This is a genomic window from Endozoicomonas sp. ALD040 (assembly GCF_049275945.1).
Classification (GTDB): Bacteria; Pseudomonadota; Gammaproteobacteria; order Pseudomonadales; family Endozoicomonadaceae; genus Endozoicomonas_A.
The window spans coordinates 1,078,429-1,096,988 of the sequence record NZ_CP184829.1; the positions used below are offsets into that span (position 1 = coordinate 1,078,429).

Sequence of the window (18,560 nt, forward strand, 5' to 3'; positions counted from 1 at the left end):
CATGATCAGTTTTTCGAGATCGGTGACTTCCGGAGAGGATGTCGCCATTCTGGATCGGGTATTTTCCAGGTAGGGTTTTCCTGGTCTTTGCTAATTGATGCCATTGCCCTGTGGGTCCCAGCGTGGGGACACATAACTTATCTCAGATGTAGAGTCAGTTTGTCAGGGGAGGTATGCATTGCCACGCGGAGTGGGTGTCGCAAAACTCCATGTAATCCTCTACCTGAAATGACCGAAGGGTTGTTGAATAATCTGATACTGGCTGCCCGGCTTGCACAGCAGGTTGACCACTCCCTTCAGCTCCTGCCCTGCCACTGGCGCAAGGCCATCAATAGTGTCATCACCCATGGCACCCGACAACATCCGTCCGTGCGGGATTTTATGAAAGTGGCTTGTTGGCACTTGTTAGCGGATAAGACAGGCTCTGTGCCATGATCCTGGCCCACGCACCAGAAAAACACCGAGATGCTAACGCTTAGTTTTTTAATAAATTTGAATCCTCGGTCAGGTGCCTGTGCGCTTCCGAGATTTTTTGAAAAAGTTGATTGCTCTCTAAGTTCCCGGGATTTTTATCCGGATGATGCGTCATTGCCAATTTTCTAAAGGCTTTTTTTACATCATTCAGGCTGACATCTTTCGTCAATCCCAGGGTTTCCAGTGCCTCTTTATTGCGCTGTTCCATCTCATCTGCCGGTACCTGCGGTCTGGCACCTTTCGGGCGAATTTCCTGGACAGATTGGCGCAGTTCATCCACATTTCCGGTGGATATTTTTATTAAGTTATCCGCCACGGCTTGCGCCTCTGCCGGGGCAAAGCCTTTTTTCTCAATTTCCTGAATCATCCAGGGACGCAGTTCGTTTTTAATGTATTCCGGGCTTGCCACTGCGCTACCACGGACATCAGGAGCAGCAACAACCCACCGCTGAAAATCCGTCAGATTAGTGCCTGCCATGCTCAGAGCACGGGTAATAGCCTGGCGGGCATCATCAGGATCATAGCCTTTGACGGTAAATTGCCCCATTGCCCACTGATAATTTTTCTGCTGTTCTTGCCTGAAGGCGGCCTGTGGGCTCAATGGTGTGCTGTTTACCATGACTTCCACTGCTCGATAATCAGAGCCACACCGGGATAACACCGTATCGGCCATTGTTTTGGCAACATGGGGGGCATACCCTTTGCCTTGAAATTGCTTGGCACTCCAGTCAAACCATTGCCCACGAAGGGGGTCTTTGGCCACCGGCTGGTCAACCTTGCTACTGTTGTTGACTGGCTGTTGCTGAGGTTGATTGCCTCGTAACCCCGGAACCTGACGAGGCTGTTCCGAAGATTTGGTGATTCTCCTCGAATGCAAAGGTCTGGTTGTGGCTCTCATTTTCTCCGTGCTTTCATGCCCCAATCTCCTCATAAACCCCGTGCTTTCACGCCCCAATCTCCTCATAAACCCCGTGCTTTTATGCCCCAATCTCCTCATAAACCCCGTGCTTTCATGCCCCAATTCCCTCGCAAATGTACGAGCCATGTGGCAGTAAGCATTTTTAAATTCTTGAACTTTTCGTCCGGACCTGGTTTTTCCCGTAGGCACCTGAGCGGGTTGTGTATTATCTTCTACAGGGTATTTATTATGTCCGTTTATGCCCCCAACACCATCCATTGATCGCTCCCTTTCCTGATGATCAGAGCATGAAATTTGCTTTTCAGGCAATTCCTCAAGCTTTATTCAGCCCGAAATCAAGAAAATATCTATGATTTCATTTGATGATTTACTTAGTCAGGTTATCGGGGTAATTGATGATAGTCTTAACTCCCTGCAGGCAGTAATAACTGCGGGAAATATTCTTCTTGAGAATTCTATACCGGGGCTCACCAGCCCGAGCCCGTATAGCGTATCAGTTAACAGTCGATCCGGCGGCAACAAAGCCCTTGCAATCCTTAGCCATTGAGCCAACAAGACAGATTAAACGTTTGCAAGACGCACTGGCTTCTGGCTGGCAGTTACCTTTGCATTCAGGGCAGACCCGATCCGATGCCATCCACGGTCTGGCCAGCGATTGTTTTCATAGGGCCAGAACAGCGAGTTCTGAGGCAGACGGCATTGAACGTATAGAACGTCGACTGTCAGAATCACTGAAATGGCAGGGTTCTGCTGATGAGCCTCTGTCTGCACTGGCCCGGGATCTTTATCATGGTGAGATAAGTCAGAAGGATCGTGAAAGTCGTCGCTTATCCCGACTCCATGACCGGCTTACGGACTCTCCCGTTATATTCCTTGAGGGGGAAACCGGAACCGGGAAAAGTTACTTTTCCGCCAAAATGGCAAAGGCTTCAGGACAGGCAACGGTGCTTTCCCTGAGACCTTCTGACAGCGAACAGCAACACGCTGATGGCGACCGCTCTATGGCGCAGCAAAACCGGGCATTGATGGAATGGGCCAATAGCGAATTTCACAAAGACGGAGAATACATCACCCTGGTGCTGGATGAGGCTAACTTAACCAGTTTTCAAACTGATCAAGATGGGTCACCAGCAAATAAACCGATCCCACAAAAAACAGCAAAGCGATGCTTGAAAGCAGGATGTTGACAGTCATAGTTCTTCTCCCTTGAGTTCCAGAATAACCGCAGTATAGAGAAACAGGATGGTAAACCCTAACCCGAATACCACATAAGCCCAAGAAAAATGGTCATTAACCAGGGGTTTAAAAACCACTGCCAGAACAGGCACTTTGACCATATCGTAGAACATCACTGAAAGACTTTGAAATACCTTTTTTTTCTTGTTCGTTTCACTCAGTGACACTCCCCGCCTTGTCAGGCGAGGCTTCTGACTTCACGGGCTACAGCCAGCCTATAGCGACTGGACTTACACAGAAGCCTCCATCAGCAGTAACCGGGTGCCCCTCGGTTATTATTGGTCTTTTGTTTGATTTGCCGCAGCCTTAACGGGTCACTCAGGTATGGGCTCGTCTGGTTCTTCAAGGGCGGTTGGGCAGTTGTCTCTGCCTTAATTTTTTGTTAACAGTGCTTGGTTTTCGTCACCGTGAGTCTCTGCATAGAGACAGACCGATGGAAAATATAACCAACTACGTACAAATACTCAACCGGAACGCTCTGCGTTCCCGTCTTATATCCCCGCCCGGTTGAGGGTGTCGCAAAAGGTCAATTAAAACGCTTCAAGCTTCAAACCGTCATCTCCGCGAAGGCGGAGATCCACTGTTCGTGGTGGGTTCCCGCCTGCGCGGGAACGACGATCTTGATATATCCTGCTGACCATACCCTTTTGCGACACCCTCGATTGGGCGAGGGTTTACGACGATTTTGCTAAACCAATGGAACTTCCCTCCCGTCTGAAGGTCACATAATCAAACCATTTCAATGCAGTCCTTCAAATAACAGGAGCGAGATTTACCGTGGATGGCCAGATTGGCTGGAGAAATAAACAACCCTTACCTGATTGCAGCGTGCCAGACAAGAGAGCAAAGCTGGATGCACCGTCAAAGATTGCAAAGGTCTGCTCAGATGTAACTCCCATGCTCAATAGATCATCAGCTCCGGGGGTCTCGCCTCACCAGACGAGAAGCGTATCCTCAGCGGATTCCCCGCTCCAAAAGACCACCCATGCCTTCGATTTTCGTTTTGTCGCCAGTGATGATGAAGTTCGACAGCTTTTAGTGGCGCAAACCTGCGATGAACAACGGGATGTTATCCTTATTTCCCGCCCCGATGACCTCTCACAGGCCAATCTGGTGAGACGGTTGAGTATTTCTGTCGATGGCCACCACACTCTGGGTTCTGGCAAGCTGTTCGAAAGTCCACAGCCACTGACTCTGGTGCTGGATATCCGAAAACTCAGCAGCGAAGATTTGCCAAAATTTAACGATCTGCTGGACCCGGATACCCCCTGTCTATACGACAAAGTCAGCCAAAACAAACGCCCTCTGGGCGAGCATGTTTCTCTATTGGTCGTGGCAGATCCTGAACAGTTGGCATCGGTTGGTCATCGTGACGACGCACCCGGCGCTGATTTCTGGCGGCGAATTAATCGACCGGAAAATAGCTGGCAGTTCCAGGCCCAGACTGGTAATGACCCATCGATGGACATAGACGAGATTGCTCCATTATTGGTTGAACTCCCCCCTGCCGAAAGCGCCATGGACGACGACGTTACCGTTCTTATTAACTGCCACTTGCACAACGACTGGCGACAGTTGTTGTTGGGGGGCCCCGGTGTGGATCAGCAGGGACGAATTCAGCATCTCCCCGGCAGGATTGAGTTATTGAGGGCCGGACAAAGGGTGATTCTGAAAGGGGCCAACTGGCAGGATCTGGCCTTTGAGCAGACGATTCGACAGATGCTGGCGCAACAGTGTTTTGAGAGCAATGGGAAGGTCTGTCAGTTACCGGACGAGGTTCAGTTTTATCAGATGCCGGTGGGTGAGGATGAGCTTTATTCACTGTTTCAGAGCCTGTCTCAAGAGCACGCACCAGGAAACCCGGTCATCATTAACCAGAGTAATATCACAGAATGGCTGAACCCCATTGCCATTGCTCCGGAAGGCTACGCAGTCCCTAACAGCTGTCTGTTGGAACAGGTTCGAGCAGGTGGTACGGTCACCGTCACGTCTCCCCTCACTGAGTCGGCCTGGTTTCGTTTGCTGGGTTCATTGCAGACTATTCGAGAGACAACGGACCTGGAGCCGCGACTTCTGGTAGCCCATTCAAGACAGCAGCCGAAAGCTCTGGGATTAGAAGAAAGCGATGAACAGTCTGTGCCCAACCTGCAGGAAAAAATCAGAGATCAGGCCACCTTTAGAACCGTCACTTATCAGCAACACGTCCAGGCAAGTCGTTGGATAAATAAACACCAGCCAGCACCGTTGGTCATTCAGGTCAATGGACAGACCGGCTTCAGCCAGCTATTTGATAATATCTATATCACTTCGGAACAAAAGGCCCTTTTTGGACGAGATCAGAGTGACTTGCAAAAGGCATTAACCGCTGGCACGCAGGTTGTAATTTGCGGGCTCGAAAGTAATCCAACACTTCAACAACTCCTGGAACCCCTGATTGTTGGCCAACCTCTGTTGGTCAATGGCCAGTTACAGGCCTACCCACAAGCTCATGTCACAATACTCTGGCCTCAATCTGCGAAAAGCCAATCTGCAGTCTTTAATTCGATGGTTGCCACAGGTAAACCCTGCCCTGAGGTCAATATCTGGGATATCAATGCCCTCAAGCATGATATCCCCCGGACTGAGCTGCCAGAACGAGCCCTTAACTTGCTTTACGAAGTGTTTAAAACCGTACCTGCCAACTGTTGTAACCCTCTGCCTGAAATGTCCGCAGGCTTGTTGAATAACCTGATACTGGCTGCCCGGCGAGCACAGCAGGTTGACCGCTCACTTCAGCTCCTGCCCTGCCACTGGCGCAAGGCCGTCGATAGTGTCATCACCCATGGCCTGCGGCAGAGTCTGCCGGTGCGTAATTTTATGAAAGTAGCTTGTTGGATGTTGCTGCCAGATGCTCCCGGGAAGCGGGATGAGGATCAAACTGCCTCGGTCGATCCGGATCAGTTAAATGAGATCATCAATAGTGCCCCACGGTTAGACAGAGAGTTTGTGAAGCAGAACCTGTGGCCGCTGATCAGAGCAGCCTCTGACCCTGGAGTCTTAAAGCAATTGCAACTGTCCTATTGCGATCCATTTCCAGAGCAGAGCAAAGAAGACGCTCTGGACAGACTCTGTGCCCTGATCGTGAGCCATACCCCTGAAAAACATCGACAGGCAATGGCCTGTCAGTTGGCAGTCGATCCGCAGGCAGCAGAACACTATCAAACCTTAGCCTTAAGGCCATCAAGACAGATTAAACGTTTACAGGATGCACTGGCCTCCGGCTGGCAGTTACCTCTGCCCTCAGGGCAGACCCGATCCGAAGCCATTAAATCACTGGCTGCTGATTGTTTTCAGATGGCCAGAACCGCGAATTCTGAAACAGAAGGCATTGAACGTATAAAACATCGACTGTCTGGATCACTGGCATGGCAGGGCTCGACTTATGAGCCCTGGTCAGCACTGGCCCGGGATCTTTATCACGGCGAGACGAGTCAGAGGGATCGTGAAAACCGTCGTTTATCCCGACTCCATGACCGGCTTACAGACTCTCCTGTTATATTCCTGCAGGGGGAAACCGGCACCGGGAAAAGTTACTTTTCAGCGAAAATAGCAAAAGCTTCAGGATCGGCTGTGGTGCTGTCCCTTGGACCTTCTGACAGCGAGCAGACCCTGATGAAACGCTGGCAGTGGCAGCAACACGCTGATGGCGACCGCTCTATGGCACAGCAAAACCGGGCGCTGATGGAATGGGCCAAGACCTCACACCCCAGAGATGGAGGCTATGTTGAAGGAAAATATATCACTCTGGTTCTGGATGAAGCCAACCTGGCCAAAACCGGATTGCTGGCGTCATTGAACGGCTTATGGGAACCGGAACCCTGCATTTATGTGAATGGTCATCCTGTCCCGGTCAGCAAAGAACACCGGGTGATTCTCACCGGTAACCCCATTCATTACGGCGGACGCCAGTTGGATTCTGCCCTGAAAGAGAAACTGCCCAGGGCTTACTATCCTCGTCTGGACCAGGCTTTTCTTCGGGACAGAGTGGTGGAGCCGGCTCTGCTCAATCATTTACAACGGCATCTGCCGGAGTCTCGGCAAATAGACGACATGGCACGCATTGCCACCGAGAGCGTCATGCTACTCTGGCAGTATTATCAGGAACTGTTGCCAGAACATGAGTTTACCCCCAGGGATCTGACGGATATCTGCAGCTGGGTGGGTTGGTATCTTGATCGTTCGTTATCCGCAGGTGACAGGGTTAACTGCAAGCAAGTACAAGGTTTAATCCAACAAGGTTTTCGGGATGTGCTGGTGCCCGAAATCACCGAAACTCATCGGGATGCCCTGTCAGCACTGGAAATCTGGTTTGCTGCCCGTTACCAACCGGAGAATACCCTGAGTGACAGAGTTCGCAAAAAGACCCTGTCAGATATTCAGCAGACTTTCAGTACAGTCACCCAAAAAATCCGACCTGAGTTTGACACCTCCGGAACAGCAGTCATTGAACTGGTGCAACAACTTGGACAGGATTTAAGCCGCTGTCAGCAGGCTTATCACCTCGACAGGAAACACGGCGGACGACAGGCGACGCTGATCGAAGGTCCAGCCGGACGGGGTAAGGATGCCACGCTAAACCTGGTGATTGAAAGTGTCAGAAAGGAGGCTAAGCGACGGGGAGAATCCATGCCGGAAGTCTTTTACCTGAATGCCTGTGATTGTTCCTGGGACAGAGTGTGTGAAGCGATCCAGAAAGCAAAAGTGGAAGGCGGCATCGTGGTGATTTCGGAAATGAATCTGATCGACAGCCAGCATCTGGAAGGTGAGTTAAACGATATTCTGGCCGGTGACGCCCACCCGGGCTTCCACCTCTTTGCCACCATTAGCCCGCCAGAGTACAGCGGACGAAAACCCTTATCACCGGCGCTGAAAGGGCGCTTCAGACATTTGCACATCCGGCAGTACAACCCGACAGAATTACAGACCATTGCCGGGAAAGTGTTGCCAGAGTCCTTAGAAGGGACATTCGCCGCTAAAAAGCTAACAGAAAAACATTGTCTTTTAAGGGCTCACCTGCAACGCAAAAAACTGCCGTTACAGCCAACCAGTCGTGATTTACAAAACGTCGCCAGGGCTGTTATCAGAGCAAGGGATTTTACCGAAAACGGACTGAATCAATGCTTCCAACGGCACTACCGGCTTTACCTGATGGCAGCCAGGCTGACGCTGGAAGAACTGCCCGGGTCATCGGCTATTGCCATAAGTAACGAAGCACTTGATACCAGACTTTGCGAATGGTTTAACCAAAGGGTACCAGGCATTGATCGACCCTGGTTGATACGACGCAGTGATTGCCAGAGTATGGATGAAAAACGCCATGAAATTCGTATCAAAACTGATCTGAATAGAGAGGAAGCCAGAACGGAAATCATCAGGATGCTGGCACGAACCCGCTGGCAGGCATCGGGTCTTTCAGTGAAACCGGATAAGTCCGACGATATTCTCACCCAGACACTTTACCGACACTGGCAGCAACGCTGGTTTGACCGTGAGTATGGCCAGTTGGGCGTGGACGCTGATAGCGTATTTCCCCTCACGAATGCACAGAAACAAACGCTGAAAACGTCAACCAACCTGCCTTATCTCGAGGCGGCTGACCAGCAGATAAGGGCGTGGAAAGCCAGTGAAGTTCAATTTTGGCCTGGGTTCTGGCATCAGATCAGTGATCTGCTGAACCATTGTGCGCACGATTATACTCATCAGGATATAGTGATCGACAGTGACAAGGCTCCTGAGGAATGCATTTCAGAAGTTCGCAGGAAACAGGCCAATGCCCTGGACCGGGCCACGGACTATCAGCGCCAGAAGAAGAGAGTATTCGACAATTATAAAATTTTTGACACGAACTACCCTTTCAACATGTATCGCTTGCGCGCGAGGGATATTAATGTATCTGCCAGGGGTGAGGTCGAGCTGACCGATATGGGTGATCAACACCTGCAGGGGATCGAAATCCTTATACCCGAACAGTTACCGGGGTATAACCAGGAGCTGACGTTAGCCAAAAACCAGACACTGGCAAACTACAAAGCGTCATCAAACAATGGTCAATATGCATTGCCCAGTCTGACACCTGAAGACTATATCGTGGCCCTGCGTATAGAACCCGTTTTGCCATGTACCCTGCTCAGGGATCGATATACCGGGCTGCACACACTGTCTGTTCCCGAAGCCAAAGCCGGTCAGATTATTCAATTTACTTATGTCGTGGAACCCAGAGCGCCGAGCAAAAAAACACTGGCTAAAAAAGTCCAGCCAGCACAATCAATACGTTTTGACGCCCGCTGTTCCAAAGGTATAGAAGCAGTATTGAACAAACTGTTTGCTGAGGTTGAACAACAACTGCCTGAAATAAAGGTGCCTTTGCAGGCAATAATGAACGCAAAAAACACGACGCAACGCATCAGGGCGATCAAGGACTATTGCCTGAAGTTTTCCGGAGGTGCTGAACCAGCAGGGCATCATCTGAATTTCTTTCACTTCCTCGTAACACGGCGACAAGGCAGTTGTCGTCATCGGACGCCTGTTTTTATTGCTTTTTGTCGCTATTTTGGGATTCCATGTCGGGAAATGATCAACCATATCCACGCCTTTGCAGAGTATTCTGTGGATAGAGGCCAAACCTGGGAGTCAGTGGATTTAGGCGGGGCGCCTGGTGAGCTAAAAAAAATCCCATCTGACTTCCAGCGCACCAATAAAGTCAGTAGTGAGTCAAAGAAGGCGAGGGATCTCTTGCGGGGTCTTCTGGTGGGTGCTGATTCAGCACAACAACAAACTCTGGCTAAAACCTATGGTATGAGCCTTGAGGAACTTAACAGGATCATTGAGACAGGCGGTACATTACCAGGAAAAATCCAGAGTATCTGCAAAACGGTATTGAAGCTTTGGAAAGGAAAAGATTTAACCGGTTTCTCCATGGGTGTCTCAATGATAGAGTCGCTGGAGACAGAGGCATTGGGCTATTTCGAGCAGCAACTGGTCGGTAAGTTTATTTCTTGCGACTGGAGTTTCTGGCCGATGTCGGCGGTTGTCATAAACATATTATCTGACGGTGATGAAGTCCGGGTCATCGAACAACTCCAATCACTGCACTCAAAAATGATTGTTGAGGCTAAAGCACGCCCCCTGGAGTGGTTGGGTTCAATGGTGAATATACTTGAGCACAGTGACCTGGCCAACCCCTCGGTTATTCGCTTTGCCCTTAAAGTTCTGAAATTGGGTTGGCTGAAGCCACTGCCAAGGTACAGCGACGAAATTATTATGCCCCTTCAACATCACGAACTGTTGATGCATCTGAAAGGTATCGAAGAACTGAAGATTGAAGCTTCGAATTGCCTGAAAGAGTGGTATCAGTCTGTTCTGAAAAGGGGAAAACAAAGCAAGAGCTGGTGGTCGATTTATGAACACTTTCTGAGGAGAAAAGGGAATGACATGCTGGTCAGTCATTGTCACGAAGGGGCTTCGCCATCCCTTAATGATAAAATTGCCAATCCATCTTTAGATACCGCCTGGACGGATGACCCTGAGGGTGTTCCGAATATAGAACGAATGCTGGTGAACCAGCCCGCATTTGTGCAGTTGCACTCGGTCAGAGCCAGACACCGTCCGCTGATTATCTTGGGCCACCCTTTCCTGAGCAGCACATTAATTGATAAAAAAGCCCAGGACCTGTTGCAACTGAAAGCTAAGAAAAACCCTGATTTAAAGCGGTTATTGGAAAAAGTCAAACAAGATAATGGGGTCTCAAACCGAGGCTACATGATTGGTATTTACAACCGCTACAGACCCACTCCTGAGTCTGGTGACATTTCACGGAAGGACGCAGAGTTTGCCAGTGATATAGAGGACAAATGCAAACAAGCGATTCTTCAGGCCTTCTGTCAGTACCTGTATGAATTGACACACTCGAAGGGTGGTCGTTTAACCTATTGTTGGGGCGATGCTCTTGTCCGGTTTGTGAGCAATCGGAACTCCTATGGCGCCCATGACCCATCTTCCCCGGAAGAGCTGTATGCCATGTTCTCTGAAATTGATCGATCCGAGTGGTTTGAGAAATCCGTTGATGATACCTACTTACGACAGACACTGGGCGACAGTAACGCCCTGGTGCTCAGATCCGCAGAGCTGATAAAAATTACCGAAGAATTTTTGAATAGTGTGAATTTGAATTCGCTTTGTGAGTCACTGAATACTTGTTAAAGGTTTGATCATGATGAGTTTTTCTAGACTGTTGACTTCCCACAATGGCAACGAGCCAGTACCAAAATGAAACTTTTGTATTATTTGAAGGTCGAATAATTAAACAGTTTTAATGCAATCCTTCAGATGCAATCCTTCAGATGGTAGTAGTGAGGTTAACTATGGATGGTCAGATTGGTGGAGAAATTAACAAATCCGTTCCGGCTAGGCCAGCCAGGAGGTCAGGGCAGGATTTAGATTTACCATCAAACGTCAAAGCTGTCTGCTCTGGTCTCAATTACCAACTGAATCTATCGTCATCTCAGATTATGACACCTGACAGGACGAGAACCGTATCCTCAACGGATTCCTTGCTCCAAAAAAAACCTCATGCCTTCGATTTCCGTTTTGTCGCCAGTGATGATGAGGTTCGTCAGCTTTTGGCTGACCAGACCTGCGATAAAAATCGCGATGTCACGCTTATTTCCCACCCTGATGACCTTGCACAGGCTAACCTGGTGAGCCGGTTGACCATTGCCGGCAATGGTCGCCACGCTTTGCGCCCAGGCAAGCTCTTTGAAGGTTCACAGCCATTGACCCTGGTGATAGATATCCGAAAACTCACCAGTGAGGATCTGCCAAAATTTAACGATCTGCTGGACCCGGATAACCCCTGTCTATACGACAAGGTCAGCCAGAAGAAACGCCCTCTGGGAGAGCATGTTTCTCTGCTGGTTCTGGCAGCCCCTGAACAATTGACATCGGTTGGCCAGCATGACGAGGCACCTGCGGCCGGCGCTCCGGGCGCTGACTTCTGGCGGCGAATTAACCGACCGGGCAATACCTGGCAGTTCGAGGCTGAGACTGGCAATGAACCATCGATGGACATTGACCGGGCCGCACCGCTATTGCCTGAATTCCCCAGTGCCGAAAACGCCATGGACGACGACACTATCCTGGTTATTGACTGCCACTTGCACAACAACTGGCGACAATTACTGCTGGGTGCTCCCGGTGTCGATCAACAGGGGCGAATCCAGCACATTCCTGGCAGGCTTGAACAGTTGACATCCGGACAACGGGTGATACTGAAAGGCGCCGACTGGCAGGATCTGACCTTTGAACAGACCATTCGACAGATGCTGGCGCAACAGTGCTTTGAGAGCAATGGGGAAGTCTGTCCATTACCCGACGATGTTCAGTTTTATCAGATGCCGGTGGGGAAGGACGAGCTTCATTCGCTGTTCCAAAGTCAGCCTAAAGAGCACGCAGCAGAAAACCCGATCATCATTAACCAGCGGAATATCACAGAATGGCTGAGCCCGATTGCCATTACGCCTGAAGGCTATGCAATCCCTAACACCTGCCTGTTGGAACAGGTTAAGACGGGGCGTGTCGTCACCGTAACATCTCCACTTACTGAAGCCCTCTGGTTTCGTTTGCTGAGTTCATTGCAAACCCTTCGCGAGACCACCGGCCTGGAGCCCCGACTTCAGGTGGCTCATACAAGACAGCAGCCAAAAGCCCTGGGATTGGCAGAAAACGATGGGCGCTTTCTGTCCAACCTGCATGAAAAAGCCAGAGCCCATGCCACCTTTGATACCATCACTTACCAGCAACATGCCCAGGCCAGTCATTGGATTAATCGTCAGCCACAAGCCCCTCTGGTCATTCAGGTCAATGAACAGACTGGCTTCACTCAGCTCTTTGATAATATCCATATCGCCTCGGAACAAAAGGCGCATTTCAGACGATCTCAGAGTGAGTTGCAGGAGGCATTAACCGCTGGCAAACCCGTGGTATTCAGGGGACTGGAAAGTAATCCAACGCTTCAGCAGCTTCTGGAACCCCTGGTTATTGGGCAACCTCTGTTGGTGAATGGCCAGTTGCAGGCCTATCCACGAGCTCATGTCACAATACTCTGGCCTGAGTCTGTGAAAAGCGCCTCTTCAGTATTTCATGGGATGGTCGCCACGGGTAAGTCCTGTCCTGAGCTCGATCTCTGGGATATCAATGCCCGCAGGCATGGTATCGTCCGGACTGAGCTGCCAGAACAAGCGCTTAAACAGCTTTACAAAGCGTTTAAAACCGTACCTGACCTCCTTTGCAGCCCTCTGCCTGAAATGACCGAAGGGCTGTTGAATAATCTGATACTGGCTGCTCGTCGAGCACAGCAGGTTGACCACTCCCTGCAGCTCCTGCCCCGCCACTGGCGCAAGGCCATCAATAGTGTCATCACCCATGGCATCCGGCAGCATCCGTCCGTGCGGGATTTTATGAAAGTGGCCTGTTGGCACTTGTTACCGGATAAGATGCCGGACGAGGATCAAGCCGCCTCCGCAGACCCGGATCAGTTAGCTGCCATCATCAATAGCGACCCGCGACTGGATAGAGAGTTTGTCAAACGGAACCTGTGGCAACTGGCCCGAGCCTTTGACCCGGCAGTATTTATAGGTACCGAATTACAACTGTCCTATGAAAGTCCATTTCCAGAGTCGGGTGAAAAAGAAGTTATGGACAGGCTCTGTGCCATGATCCTGGCCCACGCGCCTGAAAAACAACGAGATGCCATAGCGTATCAGTTAGCAGTCGATCCGGCGGCAACAAAGCCCTGGCAATCCTTGGCCATAGAGCCAACAAGACAGATTAAACGTTTGCAAGATGCACTGGCTTCTGGCTGGCAGTTACCTTTACATTCAGGGCAGACCCGATCCGATGCCATCCACGGTCTGGCCAGCGATTGTTTTCATAGGGCCAGAACAGCGAGTTCTGAGGCAGACGGCATTGAACGCATAGAAAATCGGCTGTCTGAATCACTGAAATGGACGGGTTCCGCTGATGAGACTCTGTCTGCGCTGGCCCGGGATCTTTATCATGGCAAGATGAGTCAGGAGGATCGTGAAAGTCGTCGCTTATCCCGACTCCATGACCGGCTTACGGACTCTCCCGTTATATTCCTTGAGGGGGAAACCGGAACCGGGAAAAGCTACTTTTCCGCCAAAATGGCAAAGGCTTCAGGACAGGCAACGGTGCTTTCCCTTGGACCTTCTGACAGCGAACAAACCCTGATGAAACGCTGGCAGTGGCAAAAGCACGCCGATGGCGACCGCTCTATGGCGCAGCAAAACCGGGCGTTGATGGAATGGGCCAATACCGAATCCAACAAAGACGGAGGATACATCACTCTGGTGCTGGATGAGGCTAACCTGACCCAAGCCGGATTGCTGGCGTCATTGAACGGCCTGTGGGAACCGCAACCCTGCATCTATGTGAATGGTCATCCTGTCAAGGTCAGCGAAAAACACCGGGTAATTCTCACCGGCAACCCCGATCATTACGCCGGGCGCCAAATGGATCAGACCCTGAAAGAGAAACTGCCCAGAGCTTATTACCCGCGTTTGGATCAGGCTTTCCTTCGGGACAGAGTAGTGGAACCGGCTTTGCTCAGTCAGTTACAACGGCATCAAATAAACGACATTGCACACATTGCCAGCAAGAGTGTGATGGCACTGTGGCAATATTACCAGGAGCTGTTGCCCGAGCATGAGTTTACTCCCAGGGATTTAACAGATATCTGCAGCTGGGTGGGTTGGTATCTGGATCGTGCGTTATCCAAAGGCGACAGTGCCAACTGTAAGCAAGTGAACAGTTTGATCCAGCAAAGTTTCCGGGATGTCTTGGGTCCCGAAATCAGCGAGACTCAACAGGATGCCCTTTCGGCACTGGAAATCTGGTTTGCTGCCCGTTACGAACTGGACAACACCCTGCGAGACAGAGTTCATAACCACACCCTGCCAGATATTCTGCAGGACTTCAGAACATTGACCAAAGAAATCCGACCTGAGTTTGATACCTCCGGATCGGCAGTCATTGATCTGGCGCAAGGGCTGGGACAGGATTTAAGCCGCTGTCAGCAGGCTTATCATCACGACAGAAAACACGGCGGTCGTCAGGCAACGCTGATTGAAGGTCCGGCCGGACGGGGTAAGGATGCCACGCTGAATCTGATGATCGAAAGTGTCAAACAGCAAGCTAAAGAACGGGAAGAAACCATGCCAAAGGTCTTTCCCCTGAATGCCTGTGATTGTTCCTGGGAGCAACTGTGTGAAGTGATCCAGAAAGCAAAAGTAGAGGGCGGCATCGTGGTAATTTCAGAAATGAACCTGATCGACAGCCAGCATCTGGAAGGTGAGTTAAACGACATTCTGGCCGGTGATGCCCATCCGGGTTTCCACCTGTTTGCCACCATCAACCCGCCTGAGTACAGCGGGCGAAAACCTTTGTCACCGGCGCTGAAAGGGCGCTTCAGACATTTGCCCATCCGGCAGTATAACCCGACAGAATTACAGACCATTGCCGGGAAAGTGTTGCCAGAGTCCTTAGAAGGGACATTCGCCGCTAAAAAGCTAACAGAAAAACATTGTCTTTTAAGGGCTCACCTGCAACGCAAAAAACTGCCGTTACAGCCAACCAGTCGTGATTTACAAAACGTCGCCAGGGCTGTTATCAGAGCATGGGATTTTACCGAAAACGGACTGAATCAATGCTTCCAACGGCACTACCGGCTTTACCTGATGGCAGCCAGGCTGACGCTGGAAGAACTGCCCGGGTCATCGGCTATTGCCATGAGTAACGAAGCACTTGATACCAGACTTTGCGAATGGTTCAACCAAAGGGTATCAGGTATTGATCGACCCTGGTTGATACGACGCAGTTATTGCAACAGTACGGATGAAAAACGCCATGAAATTCGTATCAAAACTGATCTGAATGGTGAGGAAGCCAGAACGGAAATTATCAGGATGCTGGCACGTACCCGCTGGCAGACATCGGGTCTTTCAGTGAAACCGGATGAATCCGACGATATTCTCACCCAGACACTTTACCGACACTGGCAGCAACGCTGGTTTGATCGCGAGTATGGCCAGTTGGGCGTGGACGCTAATAGCGTATTTCCACTGACGAATGCACAGAAACAAACGCTGAAAACGTCAACCAACCAGCCTTATCTCGAGGCGGCTGACCAGCAGATAAGGGCGTGGAAAGCCAGTGAAGTTCAATGGTGGCCTGGGTTCTGGCATCAGATCAGTGATCTGCTGAACCATTGTGTGAACGATCAGACTCACGAAGATATAACGATTGACGGTGATAACGCTCCTGAAGAATACATCTCAAAAGCTCGCGGGAAACAGGGTAAGACCCTGGACCGTGACACGGACTATGAGTGCAGTAAGAAGTCAAAAGTCGACGACTATAAAATTTTTGACACGGATTACCCTCGCCATATGTATCGCCTGCAGGCTGAGGATATTAGTGTATCTGCCGGGGGTGAGGTCGTGCTGACCGAAATGAGTGATCAACACCTTCAGGGGACCGAAACCCTTATACCCGAAGAGTTACCGGGGCGTAACCAGGAACTGACGTTAGCCAACAACCAAACACTGGCAAACTACAAAGCGCCATCAAGCAATGGTCAATATGCATTGCCCAGTCTGACGCCTGAAGACTATGTCGTGGCCCTGCGTATTGAACCCGCTTTGCCGTATACACTGCTCAGGGATCGATATACCGGGCTGCACACACTGTCAGTTCCCGAAGCCAAAGCCGGTCAGATTATTGAATTTACTTATGTCGTGGAACCCAGAGAGGCGAGCAAAAAAACACTGACTAAAAAAGTCCAGCCAGCACAATCAATAGGTTTTGACGCCCGCTGCTCCAAAGGTATGGAAGCAGTATTGAACAAACTGTTTGATGAGGTTGAACAACAACTGCCTGAAATAAAGGTGCCTTTGCAGGCAATAATGAACGCAAAAAACACGACGCAACGCATTGAGGCGATCAAGGACTATTGCCAACAGTTCTCCGGTACCGCCGTAGCAGAGAGCAATGAAAATTTCTTTCAATTCCTGGTAACAAAACGGCAAGGAAGCTGTCGTCATCGTGTGCCTGTTTTTGTCGCTTTATGTCGCTACTTCGGGATTCCGTGTCGGCAAATTGGCAACCCTTCTCACGCCTTTGCCGAGTGTTCCATAGATAGAGGCCAAACCTGGAAGTCAGTGGATTTGGGCGGGGTGCCTTTAGAGGTAAGAAAATTCCCATCTGACTTTCAGCACAACAAAAAAGTCAGTAGTGATTTAAAGAAGGCGAGGGATCTCCTGCAGGGTCTTCTGAAGGGTGCTGATTCAGCACAACAACAAACTTTGGCTAAGACCTATGGTCTGAGCCTTGAGGAACTTAACAAGGTCATTGAGACAGGCGGGGCATTACCGGAAAAAAACCTGGATATCCGCGAAACAGTATTGAAGCTTTGGGAAGGAAAAGATTTAACCGGTTTCTCCCTTGGGATCTCAATTTTAGAGTCGCTGGAGACAAAAGCATTGACCTTTCGCGAGTGGCAACTGGTCGGTAAGTTTTTTTATCGCGATTGGCCTTCCAGGCCGATGTCGGCGGTTGTCAAAAAAATATTATCTAACGGTGATGAAGTGCGGATCATTGAACAACTCCAATCATTGCATTCAAAAATAATTGTTCAGGGTAGAGCAAACTACCTCGACTGGTTGGGCTCAATGGTGGATATACTTGAGGACACTGACTTGACCAACCCCTCGATTATTCGCTTTGCCCTTAAAGTTCTGAAATTGGGTTGGCTGGATCCGGATCCAGTGCCAAGGTATAGCCGCAGCATTATTATGCCCACTCAACATCACGAGCTGTTGATGCGTCTGAAAGGTGTCGAAGAACTAAAGGTTGAAGCTATGAATTGCCTGAAAATGTGGCATCAGACATTACTGAAAAGGGGGAAAAAAAGCCATAACTGGCGGTCGATTTATAAAGACTTTCTGAGGAGAAAAGGCAATGACATGCTCGTCAGTCATTGTCACGAAGGGGCTTCGCCATCCCTTAATGATAAAATTACCAACCCATCTTTAGATACCGCCTGGACGGATGACCCTGAGGGTGTTCCGAATATAGAACGAATGCTGGTGAACCAGCCCGCATTTGTGCAGTTGCGCTCGGTCAGAGCCAGACACCGTCCGCTGATTATCCTGGGCCACCCTTTCCTGAGCAGCACATTAATTGATAAAAAAGCCCAAGACCTGTTGCAACTGAAAGCCAAGAAAAACCCTGATTTAAAGCGGTTATTGGAAAAAGTCAAACAGGATAATGTGGTCTCAAACCGAGGCTATATAAATGGTATTTACAACCACTACAGACCCATTTCTGAGTCTGGTGACGTGTTACACAAGGACGCAGAGTTTGCCAGTGATTTAGAGAACAAATGCAAACAGGCGATTCTTCAGGCCTTCTGTCATTACCTGTATGAATTGACACACTCGAAGGGTGGTCGTTTAACCTATTGTTGGGGCGATGCTCCTGTCCGGTTTGAGCCTCATCGGAACCACTATGGCGCCCATGACCCATCTTCTCCGGAAGAGCTGTATGCCATGTTCTCTGAAATTGATCGATCCGAGTGGTTTGAGAAATCGGTTGATGATACCTACTTACGACAGACACTGGGCGACAGTAACGCCCTGGTACTCAGATCTGCGGAGCTGATAAAAATTACCGAAGAGTTTTTGAATAGAGTGAATTTGAATTCGCTTTGTGAGTCACTGAATACTTGTTAAAGGTTTGGTCATGATGAGTTTTTCGAGACCGTTGACTTCCCACAATGAAAACGAACAACTATTTAAGTTGAACTTTCATGCTATTT

The 18,560-nt window shown here is 49.9% G+C and carries 5 protein-coding genes; 4 read left to right on the plus strand and 1 reads right to left on the minus strand.

From position 1 onward, the window contains the following. The first annotated feature begins 243 nt into the window (after positions 1-243). Positions 244-435: a hypothetical protein gene (locus ACOJUN_RS03800; protein ID WP_422135339.1), complete on the plus strand. Its 192-nt coding sequence runs from the start codon at positions 244-246 to the stop codon at positions 433-435. A 40-nt stretch (positions 436-475) separates the two neighbouring features. On the opposite strand, the gene ACOJUN_RS03805 is transcribed toward ACOJUN_RS03800, so the two are convergent. Beyond that, positions 476-1,372, minus strand: coding sequence for a J domain-containing protein (locus tag ACOJUN_RS03805; protein WP_422135340.1), 897 nt, complete (start codon positions 1,370-1,372; stop codon positions 476-478). Positions 1,373-1,839: 467 nt separating this feature from the next. Between ACOJUN_RS03805 and ACOJUN_RS03810 the strand changes: the two genes are divergently transcribed. From ACOJUN_RS03810 to ACOJUN_RS03820, 3 genes are all read left to right on the plus strand, one after another. Then, positions 1,840-2,580, plus strand: coding sequence for a hypothetical protein (locus ACOJUN_RS03810; protein ID WP_422135341.1), 741 nt, complete (start codon positions 1,840-1,842; stop codon positions 2,578-2,580). 826 nt (positions 2,581-3,406) lie between these two features. Next, positions 3,407-10,867 carry an AAA family ATPase gene (locus ACOJUN_RS03815; RefSeq protein WP_422135342.1) on the plus strand — a complete coding sequence of 2,487 codons (7,461 nt, stop codon included), beginning with the start codon at positions 3,407-3,409 and terminating at the stop codon, positions 10,865-10,867. A gap of 161 nt (positions 10,868-11,028) precedes the next feature. Continuing rightward, positions 11,029-18,474, plus strand: a complete 7,446-nt coding sequence (locus tag ACOJUN_RS03820; protein ID WP_422135343.1) for an AAA family ATPase — start codon at positions 11,029-11,031, stop codon at positions 18,472-18,474. The last annotated feature ends 86 nt before the right edge of the window (positions 18,475-18,560 follow it).